Genomic DNA, 26,318 nt, shown 5'->3' with positions numbered 1-26,318 from the left:
GGCTGAAGCGTCCCGAAATCGCACGCTAAGGGCAATGCGTCGCAACACTGGTGGAAAACGCCTTGCACAGCGCTTGTTAGGCGATTCGTGCCCCTCTAACGCGAATAGTTAATCATGGCCCAACCACTCATTTCACCCTCGATCCTTTCAGCCGATTTTTCGAAGCTGGGCGAAGAAGTGCGCGCGATCGACGCGGCAGGATGCGACTGGGTGCACGTGGACGTGATGGACGGGCACTATGTGCCCAACCTCACCATCGGGCCGGACGTGGTGAAAGCACTTCGCCCGCATACCGAAAAGACCTTCGACGTGCACTTGATGGTGTCGCCGGTGGACATGTGGATCGAGCCGTTCGCAAAGGCGGGGGCCGATATCATCACGGTCCACCCAGAGGCGGGTCCGCACGTGCATCGCAGCGTGCAGGCGATCCGCTCGGCGGGCTGCAAGGCGGGCATTTCGCTCAATCCCGGCACGCCGGCCAAGATGCTCGATTACCTGCTCGAGGAAATCGACCTGGTGCTGATCATGAGCGTCAATCCCGGTTTCGGCGGGCAGAGCTTCATCCCCTCGCAACTGCGCAAGATAGAAGCCGTGCGCAAGGCCATCGACAAGGGCGGATACGACGTCCTGATCGAAGTGGACGGGGGCGTGAACGTCGATACCGCCCGGCAATGCGTCGACGCAGGGGCCGACGTGCTGGTGGCGGGATCTGCCACCTTCAAGGGCGGACCGGATTGCTACGCCGCCAATATCGCGGCTCTTCGGGGAGACAGTCGGTGAACGCACATTCTGCCGAGCTTTCGCGCAAGGTCTCGAGGGAGAGGCTGGAGAAAGCCGGCCAGATGGCGATGCCGCTGGGTGCGGAACAGCGCGAGGACCTTATCGAGAGCGAAGAGGATACCGGCAGGACGGAAGACCTCGCGCCCGATCGGGCGCTGGTGATCACCGATTTCTCGCCGCCCGCCGCCTCTCCGTCGGACCGCCTGATGCGGCTCGCATTCAGCCTGGGCGTCTCGCACTCGACGATTGTCGCGCCTTTCCGCAAGCCCCTGCGCCCGCGCCTGTTGGCAACGGTTGAGGCACCGCTGGAGGGTGACCGCGCGGCGGGCATGGCCTTGCGGGCAGGGCATTTCTACATCCACGGCGTGAAAGCGCCGTTCGCGCAAGTCGACATGGGCCCGCTCGGCAATCTCAGTCCCCCGTTCGAGCGGGTGGTGCAAGGCTTCACCTGGTTGCAGGACCTTTCCAGTTCCGGCCTGCTGCACCAGTGCCGCCCGGTAGGAGAACGGCTGGTTGCCGCGTGGCTGGATGCCAACCCGACGGCGGGCAAGGGGCCTGCATGGCGGGTGGAGAACGTCGGCCTTCGCCTGTTGAATTGGCTGGTCCATGCCCCGCTGCTGATTTCCGGCGAGGACCGTGCACTGCGCCACCGCGTGCTGGGCGTGATGGCCGATACCGCCCGCTGGCTGGATCGCAACGTGCGCAAGGCCGACGACCGGCTGGGCGAAGTGATCGGCTGGTGCGCGATCATCGCCGCCGGCCTGCTGCTGCCCGAAGGCAAGCCGCGCCGCCTTTACGGCGAAGCGGGTCTTGCCAAGTCGCTGGGCGAAGCGGTGGGCGAAGATGGCGGCCTGCTGTCACGCAGCCCGGATGCGCAGATGCAGGCGATTGCCAGCCTCGTCGACCTTCGCGCCTGCTACAAGGCGGCGGGGCGCGAGCCGCCGCAACTGCTTGCCACGATGCTGCACATGCTGGTGCCGCCCCTGCTGGCGCTAACGCACGGCGATGGCGGGATCGGCAACTGGCAGGGCAGCGGAGCGATCAAGGCCTCCCGCCTCGGCAAGCTGATCGAGGCGAGCGGTGTGCGCGCCCGTCCGCTGAAGGACCCGAGCGGATGGGGTTATCAGCGGGTGACTGCGCGCAAGGCCACGCTGCTGGTTGATGGCGCTCCGCCGCCCCACGGCAAGCACGCGCGCCACGGCTGCGCGTCCACGCTGGCGTTTGAATTCAGCCACGGCGAACACCGCCTGATCGTCAATTGCGGCGGCGCGGCGCTGGCAGGCGGGCAGGTACCGGTGCGCATCGAGCAGGGCCTGCGCGCCACCGCGGCCCATTCCACGATGGTGCTGGGCGATGCCAATTCCACCGCGGTGATGATCGACGGCAAGCTGGGCGCGGGCGTCGGCGAGGTTGAGATCGACACCCGGCAGGTGAAGCTGGGCAACGGTTCCGCCACCCGGATCGAGGCCAGCCACGATGGCTATGCCTCGCGCTTCGGCCTCGTGCACCGCCGCATCCTGATGCTGCGGGACGATGGCCACGAACTGCGTGGGGAGGACGTGCTCGTTCCCTCCGGCCGCAAGGGCAAGCGCGGCAAGGTGCCCTTCGCTATCCGCTTCCACCTTGGCCGCAATATCGAGGCGAAAGTGGCGGACAACGGCAAGGGCGCCAGCTTGTTACTGCCCGATGGCAGCCTGTGGCAATTCATGACGGGCGCCGAAGGCGTGACGCTGGAAGAAAGCCTGTGGGTCGATGGCAATGGCAGGCCGCATCCGGTACAGCAGCTCGTGATCGAGGGATTCGCCTCGCGCGGGGGCGGAAATTTCGCCTGGCTGCTCAAACGAATGGGATAGATTTAACACGATGACTGATGTGGCGATCAAGCGGGCACTGCTCTCGGTGTCCGACAAGAGCGGTATTGTGGAACTGGGAAGCCGCCTTGCCAAGGCGGGGGTGGAACTGGTCTCCACCGGCGGCACGGCGCGCGCACTGCGCGACGCGGGGCTGGACGTGCTCGACGTGTCGGACGTGACCGGTTTTCCGGAAATGATGGATGGGCGGGTGAAGACGCTGCACCCGATGGTACACGGCGGCCTGCTGGCCGTGCGCGACGATCCGGATCATGCCGCCGCGATGGAAGCGCACGATATCGGCGCGATCGACCTTGTCGTGGTGAACCTGTACCCCTTCGTGAACACCGTGATGAGCGGCGCGGACCGGGAGACCATCATCGAGAACATCGACATCGGTGGCCCTTCGATGGTGCGCAGTGCGGCGAAGAACCACGCCTATGTCACCATCGTGACCGATCCTGCGGACTATCACGGCTTGTACGACGAGCTGGCCGAGCATGACGGGGCAACGACGCTTGCCTTCCGCAAGGCCATGGCAGCCAAGGCCTTTGCCGCGACCGCAGCCTACGATTCGGCCATCAGCAGCTGGTTCGCCTTTGCCGACCAGCACGAGCAGTTCCCCGCCGCGCTGACGGTTGCCGGAAAGCTGGGCGATACGCTGCGCTACGGCGAGAACCCGCACCAGCAGGCGGCGCTTTACCTGCCGAACGGCCCGGCAACGAAGGGCGTGCCGCAGGCCGACCAGGTGCAGGGCAAGGCACTTTCCTACAACAACCTCAACGATGCCGATGCAGCGCTGGGCCTTGTCGCGGAATTCCCTGCCGACAAGCCCGCCATCGTCATCGTCAAGCACGCCAACCCCTGCGGCGTGGCCGTGGCCGACACCTTGCTGGAAGCGTGGCAGGCGGCGCTTGCCTGCGACAGCGTTTCCGCATTCGGCGGGATCGTGGCGGCGAACGTGCCGCTGGACGGGGCGACCGCGAAGGCCATCACCGAAATCTTCACCGAAGTCGTGATCGCGCCGGGCGCAGACGATGCCGCGCGCGAGGCCTTTGCCGCCAAGCCGAACCTGCGCCTGCTGATCCTGGAAGACCTTCCCGACCCCGCGCGTCCCGGCCTCGACATGAAGAGCATCGCCGGCGGCATGCTGTTCCAGTCGCGCGACAACGGCGTGATCGGCGATGACGATCTGAAAGTCGTCACCAAGCGCCAGCCGACCGACCGGGAAGTGGCCGATGCGCTGTTTGCGTGGAAGGTGGCGAAACATGTGAAGTCCAACGCCATCGTTTACGCAAAAGACGGCGTGACGGCAGGCATCGGTGCAGGCCAGATGAACCGCCGCGATTCGTCCCGCATCGCCGCCGTGCGCGCGGGCGAGGCGGCGGAAGCTGCCGGGTGGAGCGAACCGCGCACCGTGGGCAGCGCGGTGGCTTCCGATGCTTTCTTCCCCTTCGCCGATGGCCTGCTGAGCGCGGTGGAAGCGGGCGCGACCATGGTGATCCAGCCGGGTGGCTCCATGCGTGATGACGAAGTGATCGCCGCCGCCGACGAGGCGGGCATTGCCATGGTCTTCACCGGAATGCGGCACTTCCGCCACTAACACGATCTTAACCATGTGCGACGAAGCGTGGCGCACCTGCGATGGGCGCGCGTTGCTGCGCGTGAGGTTCAGTCGGTCGTAAGTAACTGTTTGCTAGGTTCGGGTCGAACATAAAGACAGACACACGACCCGACTGGACACTTCCCGATGGAACTCTTCAACGCCGAACTCTACCGCTCTTTCCTTGCCGGATTTGCTGTAACCGCTGTAGTACTTGCAGCGAATATTCTGCCGCAAATCGGAGGAATGTAATGCATATCAAATCGCTCTTTGCTGCCGCCGCGCTGGGCCTTTCGGCCTGCGCGCTTCCAAGCATGGCAATGGCGGATGAAGTGTTCGACGCGCCGGTGGCCGCGCGCCAGGCAAACGAAAGCGGCCTCCAGACCGCGATCTTCGCCGGCGGCTGTTTCTGGGGTATCGAAGGTATTTTCAGTCATACGCGCGGCGTCACCAGCGCGGTTTCCGGATATCACGGCGGAACGGCGAACACGGCGACTTATCGCCAGGTTGTCAGCGGCACGACCGGTCACGCCGAATCCGTGCGCGTCACCTACGATCCCAGCGTAATCCGTTATGACCAGTTGCTGCAGATCCTGTTCTCGGTTGGCGCGGACCCGACACTGCACAATCGCCAGGGCCCGGACCGTGGCCCGCAGTACCGCGCGGCAATAGTGCCGACAACGGACGAACAGCGTGCCGTGGCGCAGGCCTATGTGGCGCAGATGGAGCGCTCCGGTGTGTGGGATCGCCCCATGGCCGTTGCGATCGAGCGTTACCGCACGTTCTACGAGGCTGAGGACTATCATCAGGACTACATGCTGAAGAACCCGCGTGCCGCCTATATCGTGCGCTGGGATGCGCCCAAGGTAGAAGCGCTGCAGGAGATGTTCCCGCGGTTCTACCGTTCGCGCTTCCGCACGGGCTGAACCCGGAAACCCGCAACCGCCTTAGGGACAGATTGCCGTACCCGGCTGCCCGTCCTATGTAGGTTCCATGGCTACGCAGCATAAGCATCACGAACATTCCGGCGATCGGCTCGTCGACGAAGCGGGCAAAGTTCTCGCCGACGCAGGCGAACAGTGGACCACGATGCGCGAGGACGTGTTCCGCGCGCTGGCGGACCATGACCGGCCCGCATCGGCCTATGACATCGCGGAGGAAGTGGGCAAACGCCGCGGCAAGCGGGTTGCGGCAAACTCCGTCTACCGCATTCTCGACCTGTTCGTGCGCACCAATCTCGCTAACCGGATCGAGAGCGCGAACGCCTATCTCGCCAACGCGCACCCCGGTTGCCGCCACGATTGCATCTTCCTGATCTGCGATGATTGCGGACAGGCAGAGCATTTCGACGACGACAAGCTGACCGGCGCGCTGCGCGAAGCGGGCAAGGCTCACGGCTATTCCGATGTGCGCCCGGTTGTGGAACTGCGCGGCCTGTGCAGCGACTGCGCCGCGTGAGCCTCGATATGACAGCGACGAGCCGTGCTAATTTGTCGATGAAGCGTTCATCGACAGGCCAGATTTGAGCGTGTAGAGCCGAAGGTTATGACAGCCAATCGTCCTGACACCCCCCTGCTCGACACCGTCGACACACCCACCGATCTCCGCCAGCTCAAGCCCGAGCAATTGCGGCAGCTTTCCGACGAATTGCGGACCGAAATGATCGACGCCGTGGGATCGACCGGGGGGCACCTCGGCTCCGGCCTCGGCGTTGTCGAACTGACCGTTGCGCTCCACTACGTGTTCAACACGCCCGAAGATCGCCTGATCTGGGACGTCGGCCACCAGGCCTATCCGCACAAGATCATCACCGGCAGGCGCGATCGCATCCGCACCCTGCGCCAGGGCGGCGGCCTGTCGGGCTTCACCAAGCGCAGCGAGAGCGAATACGATCCGTTCGGCGCGGCGCACTCCTCCACCTCGATCTCGGCAGGCCTCGGCTTTGCCATCGCCAACAAGCTGAACGACAAGCCGGGTAAGGCCATCGCCGTGATCGGCGACGGCGCGATGAGCGCAGGCATGGCCTACGAGGCGATGAACAACGCCGAGCAGGCGGGCAATCGCCTGATCGTGATCCTGAACGACAACGATATGTCGATCGCCCCGCCGGTTGGCGGCCTGTCCGCCTATCTGGCGCGCATGGTGTCTAGCAGCGAATATCTGGGCCTTCGCTCGCTCGCGTCAAAGGTGGCGCGCAAGCTTTCGCGCAAGGTGCACCACGGTCTCGAAAAGGCCGAGGAATATGCCCGCGGCATGGTGACCGGCGGGACCATGTTCGAGGAGCTGGGCTTCTACTACGTCGGCCCCATCGACGGCCATAACCTCGATCACCTGCTGCCGGTGCTCGAAAACGTGCGCGACAGCGAGCAGGGCCCTGTCCTGATCCATGTCGTCACCACCAAGGGCAAGGGCTACGAACCGGCAGAGACCAGCGCCGACAAGTACCACGGCGTGCCCAAGTTCGACGTGGTGACGGGCGAAAAGGCCAAGTCCAAGGCTGGTCCGCCCGCTTACCAGAACGTGTTCGGCGAAACGCTGGCCAGGCTGGCCGAAACCGACAGGCGGATCTGTGCCATCACCGCCGCCATGCCGAGCGGCACCGGCGTGGACAAGTTCGCCAAGGCGCATCCGGAACGCGCCTTCGATGTCGGCATTGCCGAACAGCACGGCGTCACTTTCGCAGCAGGCCTTGCCGCGCAGGGTATGCGCCCGTTCGCCGCGATCTATTCCACCTTCCTCCAGCGCGCCTACGATCAGGTGGTGCACGACGTCGCGATCCAGAACCTGCCCGTCCGCTTCGCCATCGACCGTGCCGGTCTGGTCGGTGCCGATGGCGCGACCCACGCGGGCAGCTTCGACGTGACCTACCTCGCGAGTCTGCCCAATTTCGTGGTGATGGCCGCCGCCGACGAAGCGGAGCTGGCGCACATGACTTACACCGCTGTCGAGTACGACGAAGGCCCCATCGCCTTCCGCTACCCGCGCGGCAACGGCGTGGGCGTGGAAATTCCCGAGACGCTGCAGAAGCTGGAAATCGGCAAGGGTCGGATCGTGCGCGGCGACGCGGAGAAAGGCGGCAAGGTCGCCATCCTCTCGCTCGGCGCACGCCTGGAAGAGGCGAAGAAGGCCGCCGACCAGCTCGAGGCCAAGGGACTTGCCACCACGGTTGCCGACATGCGTTTTGCCAAGCCCATCGACAGCGAGCTGATCCGCAAGCTGGCCGCCACGCACGATGTGCTGGTGACAGTCGAGGAAGCCGCGATCGGCGGCCTCGGCGCGCACGTGCTGACGATGGCAAGCGACGAGGGCCTGACAGATGGCGGCCTGAAAATCCGCACCATGCGCCTGCCCGATGTCTTCATCGACCATGACTCGCCCGAAAAGCAGTACGAACAGGCGAAGCTGAACGCGCCGCATATCGTCGATACGGTGCTGAACGCCCTGCGGCACAATTCGGCAGGCGTCGAAGAAGCCCGCGCCTGACGGCTCCCGCCATTTCCCTCCCGGCATAGTGCGGGCGGCCCTTCGCCGCCGCTGCCTTTGCGCGTGCCCCCAATTCGGGTAGCATCGCGCTGGCGGCTACGGATGTGGGGGTGCCATGGCGGAGTCCTGGAAGAATAAGGGGGTACGGATGTTCGTCTTTTTCGCCGTGAGCCTGACGGTGATCTACGGCGGGCTAGTGTCCATCGTCTATTTCAACCAGCGCCAGCTCATCTATCCCGCCCCGCCGGTGCAGGGCGGGGTCCCTTCCGGCTTTGAGCGGGTGACGATCAGGACGCCGGACCGGCTGGAACTCGTGGCCGGATACCGCCCCGCGCGCGACGGGATGCCGACCATCGCCTTCTTCCACGGCAACGGCGCAAGCTGGCAGAGCTCCATCATGGTCTCGCAGCGTCTCATGGCAAAGGGCTACGGCCTGCTGGCAGTGGAGTATCGCGGGTACGGCGGGAATCCGGGCACGCCGTCGGAGGAAGCGCTCTATCAGGACGCGCGCGGGGCGTGGACCTTCCTGCGCGGGCAGGGCGTGGATGATGGCGACATCGTGCTGGTTGGCAATTCGCTGGGCGCGGCCGTGGCGCTGCAGCTTGCCACCGAAGTGACGGCGCGGGCCCTCGTGCTCGTCTCGCCCTTCAACAACCTCGGCGATACCGCCGCACGCCGCGCGCGCTGGTTGCCGATGCGCCTGTTGTTGCAGGATCGCTATGCCAACGACGAAAAGATCGTGCAGATCGGCGAACCCATCCTGATCCTGCATGGAGAGGAGGATTCGCTCATCGCGCTGGAACAGGCGCAGGCGCTTGCCTCCGTGCGCGACGATACGGTGATCGAGACCTTTCCCGGCTGGGGCCACGACCTGATCGCGCACGAGCCCGTGCAGGACCGGATTGCAGCGTTCGTCGAGGCGATTTCCCGCCCCTAGAGCCAGCGCCAGGCGCCCGCTGGAATACCGGCCAGCCACAGGTGCATCCAGGTTATACCCAGCCATGCGAGGATTGCTGCCAGCCACAGGGCCCAGCCAGCCGAAAGCAGCTTGCCCCAGCGTGGCCAGTAGCGTGTTTTCGCTTCCCAGGTGGTCCACGCCTCGCCCATCAGCGCCTCCTTCTTGCGATCCTGCAAATGCGCGCCGACGAGGGCGAGGATGAGCACGGCAATGGCCACCACGTTCGTGCGCCAGCTCCACCAAAGCACCACGTGCGACACGGACCAGAGCGCGAAAGCCCACATCATCGGATGCCGGGTGACGGCGAACACGCCGGTCGGCTCACGCGTGGCGGCGATGTTCTCGGCCCCGGACGCGGGCAGGGCGGGGTTGGCGCGGAACGAACCGAGCAGCAACACCAGCGCCGCTACGGTGAGTGCGCTGGCGACGATCCAGCCGACAATGCCGCTGCCGCCCAGCGATGCCGCTGCGGCGGCCTTGAACGCTTCCGACATCCAGTAGAGGCAGGCCAGCGCGACGACCGAATAGAGCGCCATGAACCCATTGTCGCCAAGCATGCGGACGAGCGGCGCGCGCAGCGGGTGGGACAGGGCGAAATGCGTTCCGACGAATGCTGTGCTTGCAGCGATCAGTTGAACCAGCGACTCGTCCACGGCATCCCCCTCCCTCTACGGGCGCAGGATATCACGCGGCCAGCCGACGCGAAAAGGGCGGAACCTTCGCGGTTCCGCCCTCTCCCCCCGTTCAGGATGGCATCACCATTCGTAGGCGCGCGGCCGCTCGCTCTCGTCGAGCGAACGGTAGCGGTCGCGCAGCCGCGTCTGGTGGTTGGTGAGCGGTTGCTCCACGCCATCCACGAAAACCCTCACAGGTGCCGAACTGGTCTCCAGCGGGTCGCCATCCCACACCACGAGATCGCCGTGGGCACCTTCGGCCAGCACGCCCATGCGCCCGCCCAGCCCGGCGACTTCGGCGGGGACGGACGTGATCGCGGCGAATGCCTCGCCCCAGGTCAGGCCCGTCGCGCCCGGCACCCGGTTCAGGGCGACCATGTTGCCCGCCTGCTGCGGCAGGTTGCGCGGGTGGTCCCCGCTGCTGTCGTAGCCGCCGATGGCGACCTTCACGCCTGCATCCACCAGGCGCCCGACGTTGCTCTGCGTTGCCGCCAACTGCTCGAACGAGGCAGGAAGGTCGCGCAGCGCGTTGGCGATGACCGGTACGTCCGCTGCGGCGATCCTGTCCGCCACCATCCACCCCTCGGTCGCGCCGACCAGCACGATATCGAGTGCAGGGAATTCCTCCCGCAAGGCAAGCACGGAAAGAATGTCACTGGCGCGTTCGACCTGCACGTAGAGCTTCTGCTCGCCGCGCACGACAGGCACCAGCGCGGCAGCATCGAAGCGAGTCAGTAACACGTCGCCCTGCCGGTCTACGTTGTTGGGCATACGGGAATCGAGGCCAAGCCCCTCGCGCTGGCCGCCCGCGCTGCCCGCGGTTCGCAATTCTCCGGCATCGCCGTAAGTGCCCGCTTCGTGCAGTGCATTGCGCAGCAGGGCGTGGACCGAGGTGCGGCTGCCGCCCGCAAGGCGTGCGCCGCGTTCGCCGAATTCGACGACCTGGAAGGCGCGCGGATGGCGCACCGCGTCGTAATCCGCGCCAAGATCAATGATCGCGCCCTGTCCGCCGAAGATCGAGGCTCCGGCCTCGGGCATCACGCTGGCGCGGGTGACGCCGCCTGCCCGGCTGTAGCCGAAATCCTGCGCGTTGGGATTGATGACGGGCGATACGTCGAGCGCCGCGCCGAACGGCGAATCGTCTGCATCGACATCGTTGCTTTCAGAAACCGCACCCACGTCCACCAGACCGAGATTGGTGATCGAGGCGAAAATGCCGGGCGTCACCCACGTGCCGGTGCCGTCCAGCACGGTCATGCCCGCTGGCACGCTGACGCCTGCGCCAGCGGCCACCACGCGGCCACCGCGTACGACGACGGTGGCGTTCTCCACCGGATCGCTCCCATCGCCGAGCGCGACGGTAGCGCCGGTGATGGCGACATCCTGTGCAAGGGCGGGGGAGGCGGCGAGGGCCAGGGAAGAGACGGCAAGGGTCAGGAGGCGCTTCATTTCACGTCTCCTTCACCCGGCTGGCCCAGTTCGAAATCGCTCACCGGACGCATTTGCGGATCATTCATGTCGTACATGACCGCGCCGTCGATCCAGACCATTTCCGGGCGCGAATAGATGGAGAGCGGATCGCCGTTCCACAGCACCACGTCGGCCATCTTGCCCGCTTCGAGGCTGCCGGTGACGTCGCCGATGCCCATCGCCCGCGCGGCGTTGAGCGTAATCCAGCTGATCACGTCCGCGTCGGCAATGTCGATGCCCATGCGGCGGCCGTCGGCCTGCGCCTTGGCGGCTTCCTGGTTCAGGCGCTGGATGCCGTTCTCGTCGTCCGAGTGGATGACGACGCAGGCACCCTGGTTGTGAATGAGCGCGGCGTTTTCGGGAATGGCGTCGTAGGCTTCCATCTTGAAGCCGTACCAGTCGGCCCAGACGGCGCTGCATACCTCGTTGTCGCGCAGCATGTCGGCGATCTTGTAGCTTTCCACCGCGTGGTGGAAGGCGGAGACGCGGTAGCCGAATTCGTCCGCCATGCTCAGCACCAGCGCCATTTCGTCAGCGCGGTAGCAGTGGTTCTGGATCATGATCTCGCCGGAGAGGACCCCTGCCAGGGTTTCCATTGCGATGTCGCGGTCGGGCTCTTCCTCGGCCATGTATTCCTGCGCCTCGATCCACGTCTCGCGGTTGACGGCGAAGTTGCCCATGCGCGTGCTGGGCATGCGGTTGCGGCCGCCGTAGACGCGCTTCGGGTTTTCGCCGCAGGCCATCTTCAGCGAATAGGGCGCGCCGGGGAACTTCATGCCCTGCACCGTGCGGCTGGGCACGTTCTTCAGCGTGACCGAGCGGCCCCCCATCAGGTTGGCCGAGCCGGGAAGGATCTGCAGGCTGGTGATCCCGCCGTTCGCCAGCGCGCGGCTGAAGCCGGGGTCCTGCGGCCAGACGGAATGTTCGGCCCAGACCTCCGGCGTGGTGGGATCGGTCGCCTCGTTGCCGTCGCTGTGCGCGTCGACAGAAGGCGTGGGATAGTCACCCAGGTGCGAGTGGATATCGATGATGCCCGGCGTCACGAAACGGCCCGTGCCATCGACGCGGGTGTAGCCTGCGGGAATGGCAAGGTCCGCCCCGCCGATGCCGACCACTTCGCCATCGGCGAACAGCACGGTGCCGTTCTCGATCATGCCGCCCGCGCCATCGTAGATCGTGGCGCCCACGATGGCGGTCGGCACGCCCGGATAGCGTTCGTAAGTGGAGGCGTAAGGCTCCTCCGCCGCGACGGGCGCAGCAGCCACGGCAGGGCGATCGTTGCCCGATGCCGAGGTGCAGCCCGCCAGCGCCAGTGACGCGGCAGTGGTAAGCAGCAGGGCGACAGGGCCGCCCTTTTTCGAGTGACGACCCATGTTCTGTTCTACTCCTGCGGGCGGGTGCTGGGGTGGATGCCGGCGCCCTGGGGCTCGCCGGGACCTTCAGCCTGACCTTCGAGGTCGTCACCGACATCGTCGTCGGCCAGCGTATCGAGGTGCATGAGCTTCTTCACGAAGCGGGCGATCACGATGACCACGATGCCGACGACAATCGCGACCCAGCCGATCTGCTGGTAAACCGCAAGCGTGCCTTCACGGGTCATTTCCCCGTCTTCGCCGCCGGTGGCAGCGCCGATCAGGCCGGCCACGAAATTGCCGCCAGCCGTCGCAAAGAACCATGCGCCCATGATGAGCGAAGCCAGGTGCTTCGGCGCAAGCCGGTTCATGGCCGAGAGGCCGACCGGGCTGAGGCAGAGCTCGCCGGTGGTATGGAACAGGTAGATGCCGAACAGGAAGATCACCGGGATCAGCGCTTCCGGGCTGACCGTGGCCGCGCCCCAGACCAGCACGAGGAAGCCGAAGCCCAGCTGCACGAGGCCCAGGCCGAACTTGGCCGGGGTGGACGGTTCCAGGCCGCGTCGGCCCAGCCAGGTCCACAGTCCGGCGAACACGGGTGCCAGCAGGATGATGTAGATCGGGTTGATCGACTGGAACAGCGAAGCAGGCACGCCCTGGCGATCGATGTAGCGATCGGTGAACAGGTTGAGCGAGCCGCCAGCCTGTTCGAACAGGCCCCAGAACAGCGGCTGCAGGGCGATAAGGAAGAGAATGGCGAACATGCGCTCGCGCGGGTGCTTCTCAAGTTTGAAGGCTTCGATGAGCACGTAGAGCAGCAGCGCGGCACCGCAGACCAGCATCAGCCAGCCGACGACCGACTGGTACTGGATCAGCACCCACATGATGGCAACGCCAAGGATACCGATGGCGTACATCGTGGTTTCGGTGCGCTTTGCAAGCGGACGCGGCGGCTCGCCCCGGCCCAGCAGGAGCGGCTTGCCGAGGATGAAGACGACGAGGCCGAGCAGCATGCCGATGCCGGCCGCACCGAAGCCGTAAGCCCAGCCGAGTGTCTGGCCGAGGTAGCCGGCGATGATCGTGCCGACGGCAGCACCCACGTTAATGCCCATGTAGAAGATGGTGTAGGCACCGTCGCGGCGCACGTCGGTGCGCGGATAGAGCTGGCCGACGATCACCGAGATGTTGGCTTTCAGGAAGCCCGAGCCGACGATGATGAAGCTGAGCGCCAGCCAGAAGATGTTGATCGTGGGATCGTTCTGCCCGCCGGTACCCTCGAAGGCCATGAAGAAGTGGCCCAGCGTCAGCAGAACCGCGCCGAACAGCACCGCCTTGCGCTGCCCGAGGTAGCGGTCTGCCAACCAGCCGCCGAGGACCGGCGTGATGTAAACGAGGCTGACGTAGGCGCCGTAGATGATGTTCGAGGAACTGTCGTTATAGAGCCAGTGCTGCGTAAGGTAGAAGATCAGCAAAGCCCGCATGCCGTAGTAGGAGAAACGCTCCCACATCTCGGCGAAGAACAGAATGTAGAGACCCTTCGGGTGTCCGCCGACTTCCGGCTCCTTGCGGGTCACCGCCCAGGCGCCGGCTATCAGGAAGAGCGCAAGGACGACCGAGGCGATCGCCACGATCCAGTCGCCCTCGTTCCACAAGGCCATGTCTTTCATTCGTACTCCCCGAATTCACTGCTTGCCCGGCTTGCCAGGCTTGTCCCGAAAAACGGGCACCCTAGCGATTGTTTCGGTCATGTGAAGCCAAGTTGCGCATGAAACCGAATTTTGTTGGGCGCTTACGGGCCAATCCCTTGACCTGACCCGCTGTATTATGGCACTCACTCACCTATGGCCGATACCCGCCCCGTCTACCTTCGCTTGCGAGAGCAGATTGCCGCCGCGATCATCGACGGCAGCTATCCTGAGGGCGAGATGTTGCCTTCCGTACGCGCGTTCGCGGCGGAACAGGGCGCCAATCCGCTGACGGTGGCCAAGGCCTACCAGCAATTCCAGGCGGACGGCCTGATCCGGGTGCAGCGCGGGGTCGGCATGTTCGTGCGCGAAGGCGCGGCTCAGGCGCTGCGCCAGGCGGAGCGGGAGACCTTTCTCAAGGACGAATGGCCCGACATTCGCGCGCGGATAGAGCGCCTCGGTCTCGACCCGGCAGACCTGCTCGATCACGCCTAGATTTCGTCACTCCCGGCCCCGCCGATAATTGACCCAAATAATTGCGCTTGCGCACATGTTCTGGCACGTTAACAAATGTTAGCTGCGCTTCGGGTCGCGCGCATTGGACGATAACAACGGCAACGCGTTCGCGTGGCCGAGCCTCTGGGGGGAAATAAATGATAAGGTCCGAACTTCTCCAAGCCCTTTCGGCAGACAATCCCGACCTGCGGCCCGAAGAAGTCGAACAGGTGGTCGACATCTTCTTCGAGGAAATCACGCAGCGACTGGCTGAAGGCGGCCGGGTCGAACTGCGCGGCTTCGGCACGTTCTCCACGCGTGAGCGCGATGCGCGCACGGGGCGCAATCCGCGCACCGGAGAAACGGTGGACGTTCCGGCCAAGCGGGTGCCGTATTTCAAGCCGGGCAAGGAAATGCGCGAGCGGCTGAACCCGGAAGGCTGATCCTCCTCGCACATAGCGGCACAAACAAGAAGGGCGCGGACTTCGTAAAGTCCGCGCCCTTCTTGTTTGCCCTGCGTGAAAGGAGGGCGTGGAAGGAAGGCCCCCGCCGAAGCGGGAGCCCCCTTTCTTCAGAAGCGGCGTTCGACCGACAGCGACCAGGTGCGCGGCAGACCGGGGGCACCCGTCACCACGCCCAGCGAAGTGGTCACATCGCTGACCGACTGGAAGTAGTATTCGTCGAAGATGTTGTCGACGCGCAGCGCCAGCGTCCACTGATCGGCCGGATCGGTGAAGGCGACGCGGGCACCGCCGATGAAGTAGCCTTCGATTTCCGACCACACAGTGTTGAACACGTCGGTGTAGATGGTCGACTGGTAGCTGCCGTCGAAACGGGCGGAAATGTTCGCGCCGCTCTGCAGTTCGTGGTCGTACTGGGCGCCGAAGCTCCAGGTCCATTCCGGCGTATAGGGGGTGATTTCGTCACCCGTCAGTCCTGCAGCGGCGACCGAGGTATCATCGTAGTTGAAGTCGATGTAGCTTAGTGCACCGTCGAGCGAGAAGCCATCGGCCGGATAGGCCGTCACTTCCAGTTCGAAGCCCTTCACCTTGGCCTCGCCTACGTTGCGCGGCTGCAGGCAGGGCACGCTGGGGCAGGCCGGCAGTGTCAGGATGATGTTCTTGTAGTCGTTGTAGAACGCTGCACCGTTCAGGCGCAGGGCACGGTCTAGAGCATCGACCTTGAAGCCTATTTCGTAGGTGGTGATTTCCTCCGGATCGAAGGAACGCAGCTGGTTACACGGCGCCGGAGCGACGTAGTCAGGCGCGTTACAGTCACCGGCGGAGGGGCCGAAGAACGGACGCGGGTTCACGCCGCCGCCCTTGAACCCGGTCGAAACCGAGGCGTAGAGCAGCACGTCTTCGGTGACGTTGAGGTTACCCACGATGCGCCAGTCCCAGCGATCGCCCTCGAAGCCGTCCGAAATCCCGAACAAGCCGGTGAGCAGGCAGTTGGGCGTATTGCCGATGCCGGTCGGGCCGGCTGTCGGCGCGCCGAGGAAGAACTCGCAGACAGGAGGCGTCGGGATAAAGACGCCGGGCGCAACTTCGAGTTCCGGCCCGAGCAGCGAACCGTTCTCGCGGAACGGCACGGTGCCATCGGGATTCGAACGGAAGTAGGTGTAGAGCTTCTCGTCCTTCGTATAGCGGATGCCGCCCGTGATGCTGAACACTTCGCTCGGCGTGATCGTTACCGTGCCGAACGCGGCCTTCGTCGTGCTCGGCGTGGTGTCCGGGCCGTGGATGAAGTCGATACCGGCGTAGTTCAGATCGACGCGGGCGGTGTATTCACCATCCTGATCGAGGTAGAAGCCGCCGACTGTACCCTGCACCAGTTCGTCCGCGAATTCGAAGTTCAGGCGAACTTCCGCGCTCCACGCCTCGTGGTCGAGCTGGTTGTCCAGCTGCGCGATCGGAACCGGGGTCGCATCCTGGTCCTGTCCCCAGCGCGAGGTGTAGGTACGGTAAGAGCCGATGGCCACCAGTTGCAGCGCATCGGTGAAGTCGTAGGTGACGTTCGACATCACGCCCCAGCCTTCGAATTCCGTAATCGGAAGAGCGAAGTAGGGCTTGTACGGAGCCTGTCCTGTCGGAACCTTGGTGTCCGCGAAGTTGGAATAGCTGACATAGCGCGGATCATAGCCGAGGCTGGAAAGGTTCGCGCTGTCGCAGCTGTACTGCCCGGCGGGCACGAAGCGGCAATCCACCGTTACCGGCTGACCGTTCAGGCCTGGAAGCCAGGCGTTGCCATTCGCATCCGTTGCCGGGTTGGTCGAATCCGGATCGAAGTTGGCGGCATTGCCGACCGGAGCGCCGGCCGCGATCAGCACGGTCGGGATGGCGTCCGAATCCTCGCGGTTAAAATCGCCCGCGACATAGATGTTGAGGCGATCGTTGGGCTCCCACTCCAGCGCGACACGACCGGCGACGACGCTCTGGCCGCCCATCGTCTCGTAGCTGGTCTGTGCGCCGCGCGCGTTGTTCGACGGCACGTTGGAGTTCGGATGGGTCAGCGAATAGTCGACGATGTCGACATAGCCGTCGCGCGTGCGGCCCATGCCGGACACACGCATGGCCAGGGTGTCGGTCAGCCCGATGTCGGCCATGCCGCGGATCGACACGCTGTTGTAGGAACCGTACTCGGCGCGCAGCGAGCCCGAGCCGTCGCCGGTCGGACGGGCGGAGAACAGCTTGATGGCACCGCCCAGCGAGTTCTTGCCGGCGAGCGTGCCTTGCGGACCGCGAAGGATTTCCACCCGGTCGAGGTCGACCAGTTCAAGCAGCGAGCTGGACAGGGTGGGTATATAGACATCGTCCACGTAGACACCCACTGCCGGGTCGAGCGCGTAGTTGAAGTCCGTCTGGCCGACGCCGCGGATGAAGGCGATGAGGCCCGAGCCGCCGTTTTGCGGCTGCGGGCGCAGGGTTACGTTCGGGGCCTGGGCGGCGACCTGGGAGATGTCCGTCTGGCCGCGGGCGGCCAGCATTTCCGCGTTCACCGCGGTGATCGCGATCGGGGTTTCCTGCAGGTTCTGTTCGCGGAACTGCGCGGTCACGACGATGACGTTGGTCTGGTTGTCGCGACGCTCGGACGCTTCCTGCGCATCCGTTTCGTCCTGGGCGAGCGCTGGCGCGGCCATGCACACGGCAATGGCCAGCGACGACGCTACGCTGAGCTTCTTGAATTTCATCAGGCATCCTCCCTATGGCGCGCCGCCCGTTAAGACGGTGCGCAAATGCTATGTATTTCGCGCGCCCATTATTGGCGGGTCGCTTCGAAGTCTGGTGAGGGTGCAAGTACAGTTACGCTGTCTGCCAGACGCGCGTTTCTGCCAATTTCCTCTCCAGTCGCCTTTTTACAATCACGACTGTTACAATCAAGCGCGTTGCGCACGAATCCAAGAAGCTGGGCGTGATTGTCGTAATCAAGCAACAGCATTGACCGATCTGCTTGAAACGAATGGCAAGCTTCGAGGGGGAATTGGCACCTGCGCGACTTGCGGCACACCGGCGCTTGGCGATATGGCATGCGCGGAGAGCGAGAGGTTAGGCACGACCGATGCGAAACGACAGCGATACGATCACCCGCGATGCGGAGGCGGAAATCCGCTATGTCGTGCGAGGGGAGAAGGCGACCTTCTACGCGGGCGACCGCGACCGCAGCTACTGGCCGGGGGAGGACCACCTCGTCACCATCCACGATATCCGCGGCGAGAAGGACCGGCTGGCGTTTGACCGCAACGGCTTTGTCGTTCTGGACGAGCCATCGCCCGTTTCGGACTATGCCGATCCAGATCAGCTCGAAGCCTACTGCCGCTATTGCGAGGACACGGTCCAGCGGCTGACAGGCGCATCGAAAGTCGTCAGTTTCGGCGCGATCCGGCGCACCAGTGCCACCGGCACCCACGGGCACAACCAGCCCGCCAACGGCGCACATGTCGATTACGGGGCGAAGACAGTGGGCGACTACACCCGCCTGATCCTGCCCGCCGAGGAGGCCGAGGAGCGGCTGGCAAAACGGCACATGCTGTTCAACCTGTGGCGACCCATCTCCACGGTCGAGAGCGCCCCTTTTGCCCTGTGCGATGCCAGCACGGTGAAGCGCGAAGACCTGTTCCCCAGCGAGATCGTGGGCGGCCTTGGCGGCGTGGATTTCTCGCTGTGGGGCTTCAACCTCGCTTACAATCCCGTCCATCGCTGGTGCTGGCTGCCCTACCAGCGTCCCGAAGAAATGATGGTGTTCAAGCTGTTCGATACCAACGAAGATGCCGTGCAGTTCACCGCGCACACCAGCTTCAACCCGACGGAAGTGCCGAGCGACGCCGCGCCGCGCGAATCCATCGAGCTGCGCACCATCGCCTACTTCGATTGAGCTTGATGCGGGGCACAAGCCTCGCCTACGCTAACGATCGTTAGAGTCGACCGGAGAACAAACCAGGCGACTTCACAAGGGGAGAGCATGATTGGCGCACGTCGAAATCGCGCAGGATATCCAAGCGCGCGGGAGCACGTTTCCGCTGCACGGCCATGTGGCCGAAGGGTTCGAGGGGGTGGCAGAGGCCTTTGCCACCAATTTCCGCGAGGAAGAGGAACTGGGGGCGGGCTGCTCCGTGGTCGTCGACGGGCAGACCGTGGTGGACCTGTGGGGCGGCTTTGCGCAGGCCGACCATTCCGCCGAGTGGGACAAGCACTCCACCGTCTGCATGATGAGCGTTGCCAAGGGCGTGACCGGCATCGCGTTCAACATGCTCGCGGACCGGGGGCTGGTTGACTTCGACGAGTCGGTGGCGACCTACTGGCCGGAATTCGCGCATGGCGGGAAAGAGCGGATCACCGTTCGGATGATCCTCGATCACACCGCCGCCATTCCGGTGCTCACCAACGATGTTATGTATCCCGGCGGCCTGCTCGATTACGAGAACTACATCCGCGCGCTGGAAGTGCAGGAGCCGCTGTGGGAGCCGGGCACCGTCGCCGCATACCACGTGCACAATCAGGGCTTCCTGCTGGGCGAAATCATGCGCCGCGTGACGGGCATGACCGTAGGCCCGTTCCTGCGCAAAAACGTGACAGAGCCGCTGGGCGCGGAATATTACATCGGCGGCATGGACGCCGAAGAGCAGAGCCATGTCGCCGAGGTTTTGCCCAACACCAAGGCGCGCCTGTTCGCGGCGAAGGACCAGCAGGTGCCGGAGAAGCCGACCACGCCCGAAGGCTGGCAGGATGGCGCGGTGCTGCGCAGCTTCGCTTTCCTGCAGAACGCGAAGGAGCCGTGGTACGACACCATGAACTCCGCCCGCTGGCGCGAGGTGGAGATCGCCAGCGGCTCCGGCCACGGCAACGCGCGCGGCGTGGCGCGCATCTACGGCGCGGCTACCGGAGAGGTGGACGGCGTCGACCTGCTGTCCGACGCGCAGCTCGAAGCGATGATTACGGAGCAGCACAACCAGATCGAACTGCTACAGGATCGGCCCTACCACCAGGCGAACGGCGTCCTGCTGAACACGCCCGAGGCAGTCTACATGGGGCCGAACATGCGCAGTTTCGGCCATCACGGCCTCGGCGGCTCGATCGGTTTCGGCGATCCCGATGCGAAGCTCGGCTTTTCCTACTGCTGCAACCAGATGCACGCCGTGGGCGACAATGGCCCGCGTGCGCGGCGGCTGATCGACGCGGTCTACGCGGCTCTCTGAAAAGGACACACCATGGACAAGGATCTCTTCGACCAGAATTTGTTCGAGCGGGGCATGAAAATCCGCCGCGAGGTGCTGGGCGATGCCTATGTCGACAAGGCGACGGCCAATCCCAACCCCTTCAACGACCCGCTGCAGGAACTGGTCGCCACCTATTGCTGGGGCTGGACCTGGGGGCGCGAGGAAGAACTCTCCCGCCGTGACCGCAGCCTGATCAACCTCGCCATGATTTCCGTGCTGGGCCGCAAGCATGAGTTGAAGGTCCACACCCGCGGCGCGCTGAACAACGGCCTCTCGCGCGAGGAAATCCGCGAGGTGCTGCTGCAGGTCGGCATCTACGCCGGCATTCCCGCGGCGGTCGACAGCTTCCGCATCGTCAACGAGGCTCTGGCTGAGATCGACGCCGAGAACGACAATGCCGAGAATCCCGATGGATGACGGCCACCGCCTCGCCATAGAACTGGCCTGCGGCAAGCTGCCGCTGCTGTTCGCCAGGTATGCGGACAACGGCGATGCCGAGGCGCTGGCGCAGTTGTTTACTACCGATTGCGAGTTCTCGCGGCCATTCCAGCCCGACTACCCGTTCTACGGGCGCGCGGCGGTGGAACGCGTGTTCCGCAATCGCCCGCCGATCCTTGTGCGGCACGTGGTCACCAACGTGCTGGTGGAAGCCATTACCGAGACGCGGGCGCGCGGGACGAACTATCTCACCATGCTCTCCAGCCACGCCAGCACCGAGCCGCCGCAGGAAGCGGGCGCGCTCTACGTCGGCGGGTTCGAGGATGAATACGTGCTCGACCAATCCGAGCCGGGCGGCGTGTGGCGCTTCGCCAAGCGAGCCGGAATGGTGGCCCTGCATATGGGCGGGGCGATGCCGAAGATTCCGCCACCCAGCGACGAAGCGCGCGGGCTGGCCTGAGACAAGAACGGAGAGGATGATGGCAGTCGAGGCAAAGAACGAAAACGAACAGCTGGTGCTGGATTTCTTCGAGGTGCTGTCCTCGGGCGACCTAGAGAAGCTGCGTAAGTTCTACCACGAACACTCGGTGTGGGAGCCGAAGGTGAAGGACATTGCAGGGGCAGGAAAGCACGTGGGGATGGACATCATCGACAAGTTCCTCGCCCCCGTGCGCGGCATGTTCGAACCCGGCGATCCCAAGGTCCACGTGCAGAACATGTTTTCCGTCGGCCCGTGGGTCTGCGTCGAATCCAACTCCACCGGCAAGACGATGGACGGCCTGGTTTACGACAACGACTATTGCTGGGTGTTCGAGGTCTCGAACGGCAAGATCGACGCCATGCGCGAATACATGGACAGCCACTACACCGCCAAGCTGTTCGGGATGGAATGATGGCGGGCCGGTTCGAAAAACAACCGATCCTGATTTCGGGCGCCGGGCGCGGGCTGGGCGAAGGTATCGCGAAACACCTCGCCAGCGAAGGCGCGATCATCGGGATCGTCGATATCAAGGGCCAGTCCGCGATGGAGGTGGCAGAGGCCATCAACGATGCCGGCGGGTGCGCCTACAGCTATGGTGCGGATTGCGGCAGCCGCGCGGCCTTCATGGAAGCCGCGCAGGACTTCGCCAGCGATGCAGGCCCACTTCGCGCCGTCATCAACAATGCCAGCGTGCTGGTTTACGAACCGATCGAGGCTGTGACCGAAGAAACGCTCGACACGATGCTGTCGGCGGGCCTGAAAAGCGTGTTCTGGGGCGTGCAGGCTTTCCTTGCCTCGCGGGACGAGGACGCGCCCGGCAATATCCTGAATTATTCCAGCCCCGTCGCCTATCGCGGCAGGCCCAACACCGGGGCCTACACCACCATCAAGGCCGGCATCGCCGGGCTGACGAAGGTGCTGGCGGGCGAGCTTGGCCCGCGCGGGATCCGCGTGAACGCGATTGCTCCCGGCTCCGTGCCAACGCCCGCAACCGAAGGCTTCGTGACGCCGGAGCAATACGAGCAAAGGGCGAAGAACATCCCGCTCCGACGCAACGGCACGGTGGAGGACGTGGCGCAGGCCGCCGCCTTCCTGCTGAGCGACGAGGCGAGTTTCATCAATGGCGCGATGCTGGCCGTGGATGGCGGCATCATCGCGGCGGGCTGACGGAGTTTGGCATGAGCAGGATCTGGCAGGAACGGCTCGACCATCTGAAAGCCGTGATCGAGGCCGATGTCGATCGCGGCGACTATTACGGCGCGGTCCTGAAGATCGGGCGCGGCGACGTGGTGGTGTTCGAGGAAGCGATCGGCCACGCTTACGCGGACAGACAGCGCCCGCTGAAAAAGGACGACGTGTTCTCGCTCTTCTCCGTCACCAAGGCCTTCACCAACGTGCTGATGATGAAGGCGATCGAGGAAGGGCGCTTCCAGCTGACCACCAAGGTGAAGGACGTGCTGCCCGAATTCACCGGGCAACCGCGCGAGGAAGCGACGTTCTACCACCTGCTCACTCACACAGCCGGGATGCCGGGCGTGTGGAGCCCGAAGCCGGGCATGTATCTCGACCGGCTGGATGAGCTGTTCGAAGAAAGCATCGCCAACGTCCACGGCGCCACGCCGCCGGGCGAGCGGTGCGACTATTCGCCGCTGGTGAATCACGTGCTGATGGGCACCGCGCTGGTGCGCACCGACCCCAAGGGCCGCAATTATCGAACCCTGCTGGCGGAAGACTTGTTCGAGCCGCTGAAGATGCACTCCACCAGCATGGGCCTGCGCGCCGATCTGAACGAACGCCACGTGCGTCCCGACATGCGCGGCACGGTGCCTATCAAGCATCTCAGCCGCATTATCGATGGCGATCATGCCTTGTTCGAGGACCCGCAGGTGGAAGCCCCGCACGTCGGCTGCGCGTCCACCTGCGGAGACCTGTGGCGCTTTGCCGAGATGCTGCGGCGCGAGGGCGAACTGGACGGCGTGCGCCTGCTGTCCCCGCGCATGGTGCGCCTCGCGCGGAAGGTCCACACCGGCGACAAGCCCAACGAACTTTATCGCGGCGTGGCGCTGCGGTCCGGATGGGAAGTGCCGCCTGCCAATCAGGGCATCGGGTTCCAGGTACGCGGGGAGGGCGTGTTCCATCACCTCTTCGGCCAGCTCTCCAGCCCGGAGACTTTCGGCAACTACGGCGCGGGTTCGACGATGTTCATGGTCGATCCCGAAGCGGACCTGTCATTCAGCTTCCTCAGCGCCGGGGTGATGACGCAGGCCGCCAATATCGAGCGCATGGGCAAGCTTTCCGACATCGCGCTTTCCGCCTGTCTCTAGAGGATAACGAATGGCAGACGCAGACATCATCATCATCGGATCGGGCCACAACGGGCTGGTCGCGGGCGCATACCTTGCCGTTGCGGGCAAGCGCGTGCTCGTGCTGGAGCGCAACGAATGGCACGGCGGCGGCGTAGTCAGCCGGGAATTGACGCGCCCCGGTTTCATGCATGACCAGCATTCGATGAGCCACATCTTCATCCAGGGCAATCCGCTGCTGGCGAGTGACGACCTTGGCCTGAAATCGAAATACGGCCTCAAATACGTCTTCCCCGACGTGCCGATGATGAGCGTGTGGGAAGACGGCACCACCCTCCCGCTCCACCGCGATCCGGCAAAGAGCGCCGAGGCCATTGCCCGCTTTTCGCAGAAAGACGCCGAGACGTTCCTGAAGATGAGTCAGCAGGCCGCGCAGTGGCTGCCGATGATCCAGGCGGGGCTATATTCGCCGCCCATGCCGCAGGGCGCGCAGGCGGCGATGATGGACCAGTCGGTCGAGGGACGCGAGATGTGGCGCACCACGCAGGTCTCCACTTTCGACCTGATGGAGGAACTGTTCGAGCACGAGAAAGTGCGCGCGCACTTTGGCCGGGTGGCGGGCGAAAACCTTGTCTCTCCGGATGAGAAGGCGACCGGGATCGGCGCTTACGTGTTCCTCGGCTTCCTCGAGAAATACGGCTTCGGCGTGCCGGTGGGCGGTTCGGGCAGTCTCACCAATGCGCTGATCGCCTGCATCGAGGACCACGGCGGCAGCGTGCGCGCTTCTGCCAGCGTGCGCGAAGTCACCACCGAAGGCGGCCGCGCGACGGGCGTGGTGCTGGACGATGGCGAGCGGCTATCGGCTGGCGACGGCATCATCGGTGCGCTGCACCCCCATGTGCTGCCCGACATGGTCGACGCGCTGCCCGCAGACGTGGGCCACCGCGCGAAACGCACGCACATCACCGATGCCGCCTGCTTCACCGTCCACGCCGCGCTCGATGCGCCGCTCGAATTCCGGGCGAAGCGTCACGATGGCGAACCGCTGTCCGCCGTGATGTACGAACTGATGCCCGCCAGTTACGAGGACATGCGCCGCGCCTTCGACGAATTGCGCTATGGCAACATGAGCCCCACCCCGCTGGTGGGCGTGGGGCAGTTGCCGCAGCACGATCCCACACGCTGCCCCGAAGGCAAGTCCATCTTCCACGCGTGGGACTACGTGCCCTACACCCGGCAGGACGGGCGGAGCTGGGACGAGGCGAAGGGCGAATTCGCCGAAAAGATGATCGCGCAGATGGGCAAATACATCGCCAACGTGCCCGACGTGGTGCTGGACTACCACTGCGACAGTCCGGTGGACATGGAGCGCACGAGCCCCAGCTTCTACCGCGGCGACCTGCACGGCATCGCCACCACCACCTACCAGTCCGGTTCGCACCGCCCGACGCCGGACCTTGGCCAGTACCGCGTGCCGGGGGTCGACAGGCTCTACCTCGTCGGGCCGTTCCAACATCCGGGCGGCGGCGTGTTCGGCGCGGGGCGCGCGACCGCAATGGTCGCCGCCGAAGATCTCGGCATTGATTTCGACGAGGTGCGCGTGTCATGAAGATACACGCTGCCGACAAGAGCGAGCTGATGCAGGTCAGCAAGATCGAGCGGAAGGGCAACGACCTCGTCCTGAAAGGCAAGGTCTACGGCACCATGCCGATGACCGCGACACTGACGCCGGAGGAGGCGAAGAACTTCCTCAAGCTGATGACGCCGAAGCTGGCGCTGTTCCTTCTCACCATGCCGTTCCGCAAATCGAAGGATGCCAAATGACGAAACGTCACGAAGGAAACGCGATCATCGTTACCGGGGCTGCAGGGGCCATCGGCTTTGCAACCTGCGAGATCCTCGCCCGCGAAGGGGCGCAATTGCTGATGGTCGACATCGACGGGGAGCGGCTGGAGAAACGCGCTGCACAGCTGCGTGACGCAGGCCACACGGCGATAGCCCACGTGGCCGATTGCGCGGAGGAGGACGCGGTGGCGGGCTATGCCAAGGAAGCCATCACCGCATTCGGCAGGATCGACGGGTTCTTCAACAACGCCGGCATCGAGGGCACTCTCGCGCCCACGCACGAATACCCGATCGACGAGTTCGATCATGTGCTGCGCGTCAACCTGCGCGGCATGTTCCTGGGCCTGCGGTTCGTCATCCCGCACATGGTCGCCGCCGGGAAAGGTGCGGTGGTGAACACTGCCTCCATCGGTTCGGAACGCGGCCTCGCGGGCGCCTGCGCCTACAACGCCGCCAAGCACGGCGCGGTCGGACTGACGCGCACGGCGGCGAGCGAAGTGGCGCAGAAGGGCGTGCGGGTGAACTGCGTGATGCCCGGCGTGATCGAGACGCCGCTGCTGGTCGGGATGCTGGAACAGATGTTCGACAGCGTGGAAGCCGGGATGGAGAAGCTGGGCCAGACGGCAACGCTCAACCGCGTGGGTCAGCCGCGCGAAGTGGGCGACGTGGTCAGCTTCCTGCTTTCGGAAGAGGCCAGCTACGTCAACGGCGCGAAGTGGGAAATCGACGGCGGCGCGCTGGCAACCATCCGCAACGATATCTAAAGCCGCGAGACGACGAAGTTGGCGGCCATGCTGCCGCGGTTCGAACTGGCCGTGCAGGCGACGGCCGATAGCTCCTCGTTCGCGAAATAGACCTCGCACACGCCGCGCACCTCGTAGGTGCGCCCGTTCGGCAGGGTGACGGAATCGACCGTCATGCGGCTGCCTTCGAACGTGCCGTTGAACCGCGTGCGGGTTTGCCAGCCGCGCTGGCCGAAGCTGATCTGCCCGCCGCTGATACGCACTTCGTTGCAGGTGATGAGTTCACCCGGCGCGGCGCGTTCCTCCACCGCTTCCGGGTAGAGGCAGGTGCCGCTGTAGGTGCCGGTGGGCAGGGCATCGGCAGCGAATTGCGCGGCGAAAAGGAAGGCGAGACTCAGCATGGGGCCGAACATGCGCCTGAAACGGCCGACTCGCAATCGCGGTA

At 64.7% G+C, this 26,318-nt stretch carries 25 protein-coding genes; 19 read left to right on the top strand and 6 right to left on the bottom strand.

The genetic code is table 11. From position 1 onward, the window contains the following. Positions 1 to 114 precede the first annotated feature (114 nt). The 7 genes from rpe (at position 115) to D4Q51_RS02395 (ending at position 8,653) form a co-directional block, all read left to right on the top strand. Positions 115 to 780, top strand: coding sequence for a ribulose-phosphate 3-epimerase (rpe, locus tag D4Q51_RS02425; RefSeq protein ID WP_120076163.1), 666 nt, complete (start codon positions 115 to 117; stop codon positions 778 to 780). Continuing rightward, complete coding sequence (locus D4Q51_RS02420) at positions 777 to 2,633, top strand: heparinase II/III family protein (protein ID WP_338068446.1); 1,857 nt, start codon at positions 777 to 779, stop codon at positions 2,631 to 2,633. The genes rpe and D4Q51_RS02420 overlap by 4 nt, the downstream gene beginning before the upstream one ends. 10 nt (positions 2,634 to 2,643) lie before the next feature. Next, the gene (gene purH, locus D4Q51_RS02415; protein WP_120076162.1) at positions 2,644 to 4,233 is read left to right on the top strand and encodes a bifunctional phosphoribosylaminoimidazolecarboxamide formyltransferase/IMP cyclohydrolase; all 1,590 of its coding nucleotides are present in this window, start codon (positions 2,644 to 2,646) and stop codon (positions 4,231 to 4,233) included. Positions 4,234 to 4,484: 251 nt separating this feature from the next. Further along, complete coding sequence (gene msrA, locus D4Q51_RS02410; RefSeq protein ID WP_120076161.1) at positions 4,485 to 5,159, top strand: peptide-methionine (S)-S-oxide reductase MsrA; 675 nt, start codon at positions 4,485 to 4,487, stop codon at positions 5,157 to 5,159. 67 nt (positions 5,160 to 5,226) lie between these two features. Beyond that, the gene (locus D4Q51_RS02405; protein ID WP_120076160.1) at positions 5,227 to 5,691 is read left to right on the top strand and encodes a Fur family transcriptional regulator; all 465 of its coding nucleotides are present in this window, start codon (positions 5,227 to 5,229) and stop codon (positions 5,689 to 5,691) included. 87 nt (positions 5,692 to 5,778) lie between these two features. Next, on the top strand, positions 5,779 to 7,716 hold the full coding sequence (gene dxs, locus D4Q51_RS02400; RefSeq protein ID WP_120076159.1) for a 1-deoxy-D-xylulose-5-phosphate synthase: 1,938 nt from the start codon (positions 5,779 to 5,781) through the stop codon (positions 7,714 to 7,716). Between the two features lie 148 nt (positions 7,717 to 7,864). Continuing rightward, a complete protein-coding gene (locus D4Q51_RS02395) occupies positions 7,865 to 8,653 on the top strand; it encodes an alpha/beta hydrolase (RefSeq protein ID WP_162925105.1) in 789 nt (262 codons plus the stop codon). Here the strand turns inward: D4Q51_RS02395 and D4Q51_RS02390 are convergent. The 4 genes from D4Q51_RS02390 to D4Q51_RS02375 all read right to left on the bottom strand — a co-directional run bounded on the left by D4Q51_RS02390 (position 8,650) and on the right by D4Q51_RS02375 (position 13,837). Next, a complete protein-coding gene (locus D4Q51_RS02390; RefSeq protein ID WP_120076157.1) occupies positions 8,650 to 9,327 on the bottom strand; it encodes an NnrU family protein in 678 nt (225 codons plus the stop codon). The genes D4Q51_RS02395 and D4Q51_RS02390 overlap by 4 nt on opposite strands. Positions 9,328 to 9,429: 102 nt before the next feature. Further along, complete coding sequence (locus D4Q51_RS02385; RefSeq protein WP_120076156.1) at positions 9,430 to 10,797, bottom strand: amidohydrolase family protein; 1,368 nt, start codon at positions 10,795 to 10,797, stop codon at positions 9,430 to 9,432. Further along, positions 10,794 to 12,191: an amidohydrolase gene (locus D4Q51_RS02380; protein WP_120076155.1), complete on the bottom strand. Its 1,398-nt coding sequence runs from the start codon at positions 12,189 to 12,191 to the stop codon at positions 10,794 to 10,796. Before D4Q51_RS02380 ends, D4Q51_RS02385 begins: the two co-directional genes overlap by 4 nt. Before the next feature lie 8 nt (positions 12,192 to 12,199). After that, positions 12,200 to 13,837, bottom strand: a complete 1,638-nt coding sequence (locus tag D4Q51_RS02375) for a peptide MFS transporter (RefSeq protein ID WP_120076154.1) — start codon at positions 13,835 to 13,837, stop codon at positions 12,200 to 12,202. 174 nt (positions 13,838 to 14,011) lie between these two features. Here D4Q51_RS02375 and D4Q51_RS02370 point away from each other — a divergent pair, with 174 nt between their 5' ends. Further along, positions 14,012 to 14,350: a GntR family transcriptional regulator gene (locus D4Q51_RS02370; protein ID WP_120076153.1), complete on the top strand. Its 339-nt coding sequence runs from the start codon at positions 14,012 to 14,014 to the stop codon at positions 14,348 to 14,350. A gap of 158 nt (positions 14,351 to 14,508) precedes the next feature. Continuing rightward, complete coding sequence (locus D4Q51_RS02365; RefSeq protein WP_120076152.1) at positions 14,509 to 14,793, top strand: integration host factor subunit beta; 285 nt, start codon at positions 14,509 to 14,511, stop codon at positions 14,791 to 14,793. Positions 14,794 to 14,921: 128 nt separating this feature from the next. Here the strand turns inward: D4Q51_RS02365 and D4Q51_RS02360 are convergent, their stop codons facing one another. Continuing rightward, positions 14,922 to 17,540 (bottom strand): TonB-dependent receptor, encoded by a 2,619-nt coding sequence (locus D4Q51_RS02360; protein ID WP_120076151.1) that lies wholly within the window; start codon positions 17,538 to 17,540, stop codon positions 14,922 to 14,924. 368 nt (positions 17,541 to 17,908) lie between these two features. On the opposite strand from D4Q51_RS02360, the gene D4Q51_RS02355 reads away from it, so the two are divergent. From D4Q51_RS02355 to D4Q51_RS02310, 10 genes are all read left to right on the top strand, one after another. Next, on the top strand, positions 17,909 to 18,721 hold the full coding sequence (locus D4Q51_RS02355; RefSeq protein ID WP_120076150.1) for a CmcJ/NvfI family oxidoreductase: 813 nt from the start codon (positions 17,909 to 17,911) through the stop codon (positions 18,719 to 18,721). A gap of 91 nt (positions 18,722 to 18,812) precedes the next feature. Next, complete coding sequence (locus tag D4Q51_RS02350; protein WP_120076149.1) at positions 18,813 to 20,042, top strand: serine hydrolase domain-containing protein; 1,230 nt, start codon at positions 18,813 to 18,815, stop codon at positions 20,040 to 20,042. A 12-nt stretch (positions 20,043 to 20,054) separates the two neighbouring features. Continuing rightward, entirely contained in the window at positions 20,055 to 20,480 is a 426-nt protein-coding gene (locus D4Q51_RS02345; RefSeq protein ID WP_120076148.1) for a carboxymuconolactone decarboxylase family protein, read from the top strand. Further along, complete coding sequence (locus tag D4Q51_RS02340) at positions 20,458 to 20,961, top strand: nuclear transport factor 2 family protein (protein WP_120076147.1); 504 nt, start codon at positions 20,458 to 20,460, stop codon at positions 20,959 to 20,961. The genes D4Q51_RS02345 and D4Q51_RS02340 overlap by 23 nt, the downstream gene beginning before the upstream one ends. Positions 20,962 to 20,980: 19 nt before the next feature. Further along, entirely contained in the window at positions 20,981 to 21,394 is a 414-nt protein-coding gene (locus D4Q51_RS02335) for a nuclear transport factor 2 family protein (RefSeq protein WP_162925104.1), read from the top strand. Then, the gene (locus D4Q51_RS02330) at positions 21,394 to 22,149 is read left to right on the top strand and encodes an SDR family NAD(P)-dependent oxidoreductase (protein WP_162925103.1); all 756 of its coding nucleotides are present in this window, start codon (positions 21,394 to 21,396) and stop codon (positions 22,147 to 22,149) included. The genes D4Q51_RS02335 and D4Q51_RS02330 overlap by 1 nt, the downstream gene beginning before the upstream one ends. An 11-nt stretch (positions 22,150 to 22,160) precedes the next feature. Beyond that, positions 22,161 to 23,306 (top strand): serine hydrolase domain-containing protein, encoded by a 1,146-nt coding sequence (locus tag D4Q51_RS02325; RefSeq protein WP_120076144.1) that lies wholly within the window; start codon positions 22,161 to 22,163, stop codon positions 23,304 to 23,306. 10 nt (positions 23,307 to 23,316) lie between these two features. Next, a complete protein-coding gene (locus D4Q51_RS02320; RefSeq protein ID WP_120076143.1) occupies positions 23,317 to 24,894 on the top strand; it encodes a phytoene desaturase family protein in 1,578 nt (525 codons plus the stop codon). Further along, positions 24,891 to 25,109, top strand: coding sequence for a hypothetical protein (locus tag D4Q51_RS02315; protein ID WP_120076142.1), 219 nt, complete (start codon positions 24,891 to 24,893; stop codon positions 25,107 to 25,109). The genes D4Q51_RS02320 and D4Q51_RS02315 overlap by 4 nt, the downstream gene beginning before the upstream one ends. After that, complete coding sequence (locus D4Q51_RS02310) at positions 25,106 to 25,894, top strand: SDR family NAD(P)-dependent oxidoreductase (protein WP_120076141.1); 789 nt, start codon at positions 25,106 to 25,108, stop codon at positions 25,892 to 25,894. Before D4Q51_RS02315 ends, D4Q51_RS02310 begins: the two co-directional genes overlap by 4 nt. Here the strand turns inward: D4Q51_RS02310 and D4Q51_RS02305 are convergent. Then, the gene (locus D4Q51_RS02305; protein WP_162925102.1) at positions 25,891 to 26,274 is read right to left on the bottom strand and encodes a hypothetical protein; all 384 of its coding nucleotides are present in this window, start codon (positions 26,272 to 26,274) and stop codon (positions 25,891 to 25,893) included. The two genes, D4Q51_RS02310 and D4Q51_RS02305, sit on opposite strands and share 4 nt — an antisense overlap. Positions 26,275 to 26,318: the final 44 nt, after the last annotated feature.

This window comes from Aurantiacibacter odishensis, assembly GCF_003605195.1.
In the GTDB taxonomy this organism is placed as follows: Bacteria; Pseudomonadota; Alphaproteobacteria; order Sphingomonadales; family Sphingomonadaceae; genus Alteraurantiacibacter; species Alteraurantiacibacter odishensis.
The sequence above is the reverse complement of the archived record's forward strand: the minus strand, read 5'-3'. Positions and strand labels throughout refer to the sequence as shown.

What these genes read in the sequence shown, in the direction of transcription:
- rpe (WP_120076163.1), top strand. Translation starts at nt 115, where the DNA reads ATGGCCCAACCACTCATTTCACCCTCGATCCTTTCAGCCGATTTTTCG.
- D4Q51_RS02405 (WP_120076160.1), top strand. Translation starts at nt 5,227, where the DNA reads ATGGCTACGCAGCATAAGCATCACGAACATTCCGGCGATCGGCTCGTC.
- D4Q51_RS02325 (WP_120076144.1), top strand. Translation starts at nt 22,161, where the DNA reads ATGAGCAGGATCTGGCAGGAACGGCTCGACCATCTGAAAGCCGTGATC.
- D4Q51_RS02340 (WP_120076147.1), top strand. Translation starts at nt 20,458, where the DNA reads ATGCCGAGAATCCCGATGGATGACGGCCACCGCCTCGCCATAGAACTG.
- D4Q51_RS02335 (WP_162925104.1), top strand. Translation starts at nt 20,981, where the DNA reads ATGGCAGTCGAGGCAAAGAACGAAAACGAACAGCTGGTGCTGGATTTC.
- D4Q51_RS02305 (WP_162925102.1), bottom strand. Translation starts at nt 26,274, where the DNA reads ATGCTGAGTCTCGCCTTCCTTTTCGCCGCGCAATTCGCTGCCGATGCC.
- D4Q51_RS02375 (WP_120076154.1), bottom strand. Translation starts at nt 13,837, where the DNA reads ATGAAAGACATGGCCTTGTGGAACGAGGGCGACTGGATCGTGGCGATC.
- D4Q51_RS02365 (WP_120076152.1), top strand. Translation starts at nt 14,509, where the DNA reads ATGATAAGGTCCGAACTTCTCCAAGCCCTTTCGGCAGACAATCCCGAC.
- dxs (WP_120076159.1), top strand. Translation starts at nt 5,779, where the DNA reads ATGACAGCCAATCGTCCTGACACCCCCCTGCTCGACACCGTCGACACA.
- D4Q51_RS02370 (WP_120076153.1), top strand. Translation starts at nt 14,012, where the DNA reads ATGGCCGATACCCGCCCCGTCTACCTTCGCTTGCGAGAGCAGATTGCC.
- D4Q51_RS02320 (WP_120076143.1), top strand. Translation starts at nt 23,317, where the DNA reads ATGGCAGACGCAGACATCATCATCATCGGATCGGGCCACAACGGGCTG.
- msrA (WP_120076161.1), top strand. Translation starts at nt 4,485, where the DNA reads ATGCATATCAAATCGCTCTTTGCTGCCGCCGCGCTGGGCCTTTCGGCC.
- D4Q51_RS02330 (WP_162925103.1), top strand. Translation starts at nt 21,394, where the DNA reads ATGGCGGGCCGGTTCGAAAAACAACCGATCCTGATTTCGGGCGCCGGG.
- D4Q51_RS02385 (WP_120076156.1), bottom strand. Translation starts at nt 10,797, where the DNA reads ATGAAGCGCCTCCTGACCCTTGCCGTCTCTTCCCTGGCCCTCGCCGCC.
- D4Q51_RS02360 (WP_120076151.1), bottom strand. Translation starts at nt 17,540, where the DNA reads ATGAAATTCAAGAAGCTCAGCGTAGCGTCGTCGCTGGCCATTGCCGTG.
- purH (WP_120076162.1), top strand. Translation starts at nt 2,644, where the DNA reads ATGACTGATGTGGCGATCAAGCGGGCACTGCTCTCGGTGTCCGACAAG.
- D4Q51_RS02315 (WP_120076142.1), top strand. Translation starts at nt 24,891, where the DNA reads ATGAAGATACACGCTGCCGACAAGAGCGAGCTGATGCAGGTCAGCAAG.
- D4Q51_RS02355 (WP_120076150.1), top strand. Translation starts at nt 17,909, where the DNA reads ATGCGAAACGACAGCGATACGATCACCCGCGATGCGGAGGCGGAAATC.
- D4Q51_RS02395 (WP_162925105.1), top strand. Translation starts at nt 7,865, where the DNA reads ATGTTCGTCTTTTTCGCCGTGAGCCTGACGGTGATCTACGGCGGGCTA.
- D4Q51_RS02380 (WP_120076155.1), bottom strand. Translation starts at nt 12,191, where the DNA reads ATGGGTCGTCACTCGAAAAAGGGCGGCCCTGTCGCCCTGCTGCTTACC.
- D4Q51_RS02310 (WP_120076141.1), top strand. Translation starts at nt 25,106, where the DNA reads ATGACGAAACGTCACGAAGGAAACGCGATCATCGTTACCGGGGCTGCA.
- D4Q51_RS02345 (WP_120076148.1), top strand. Translation starts at nt 20,055, where the DNA reads ATGGACAAGGATCTCTTCGACCAGAATTTGTTCGAGCGGGGCATGAAA.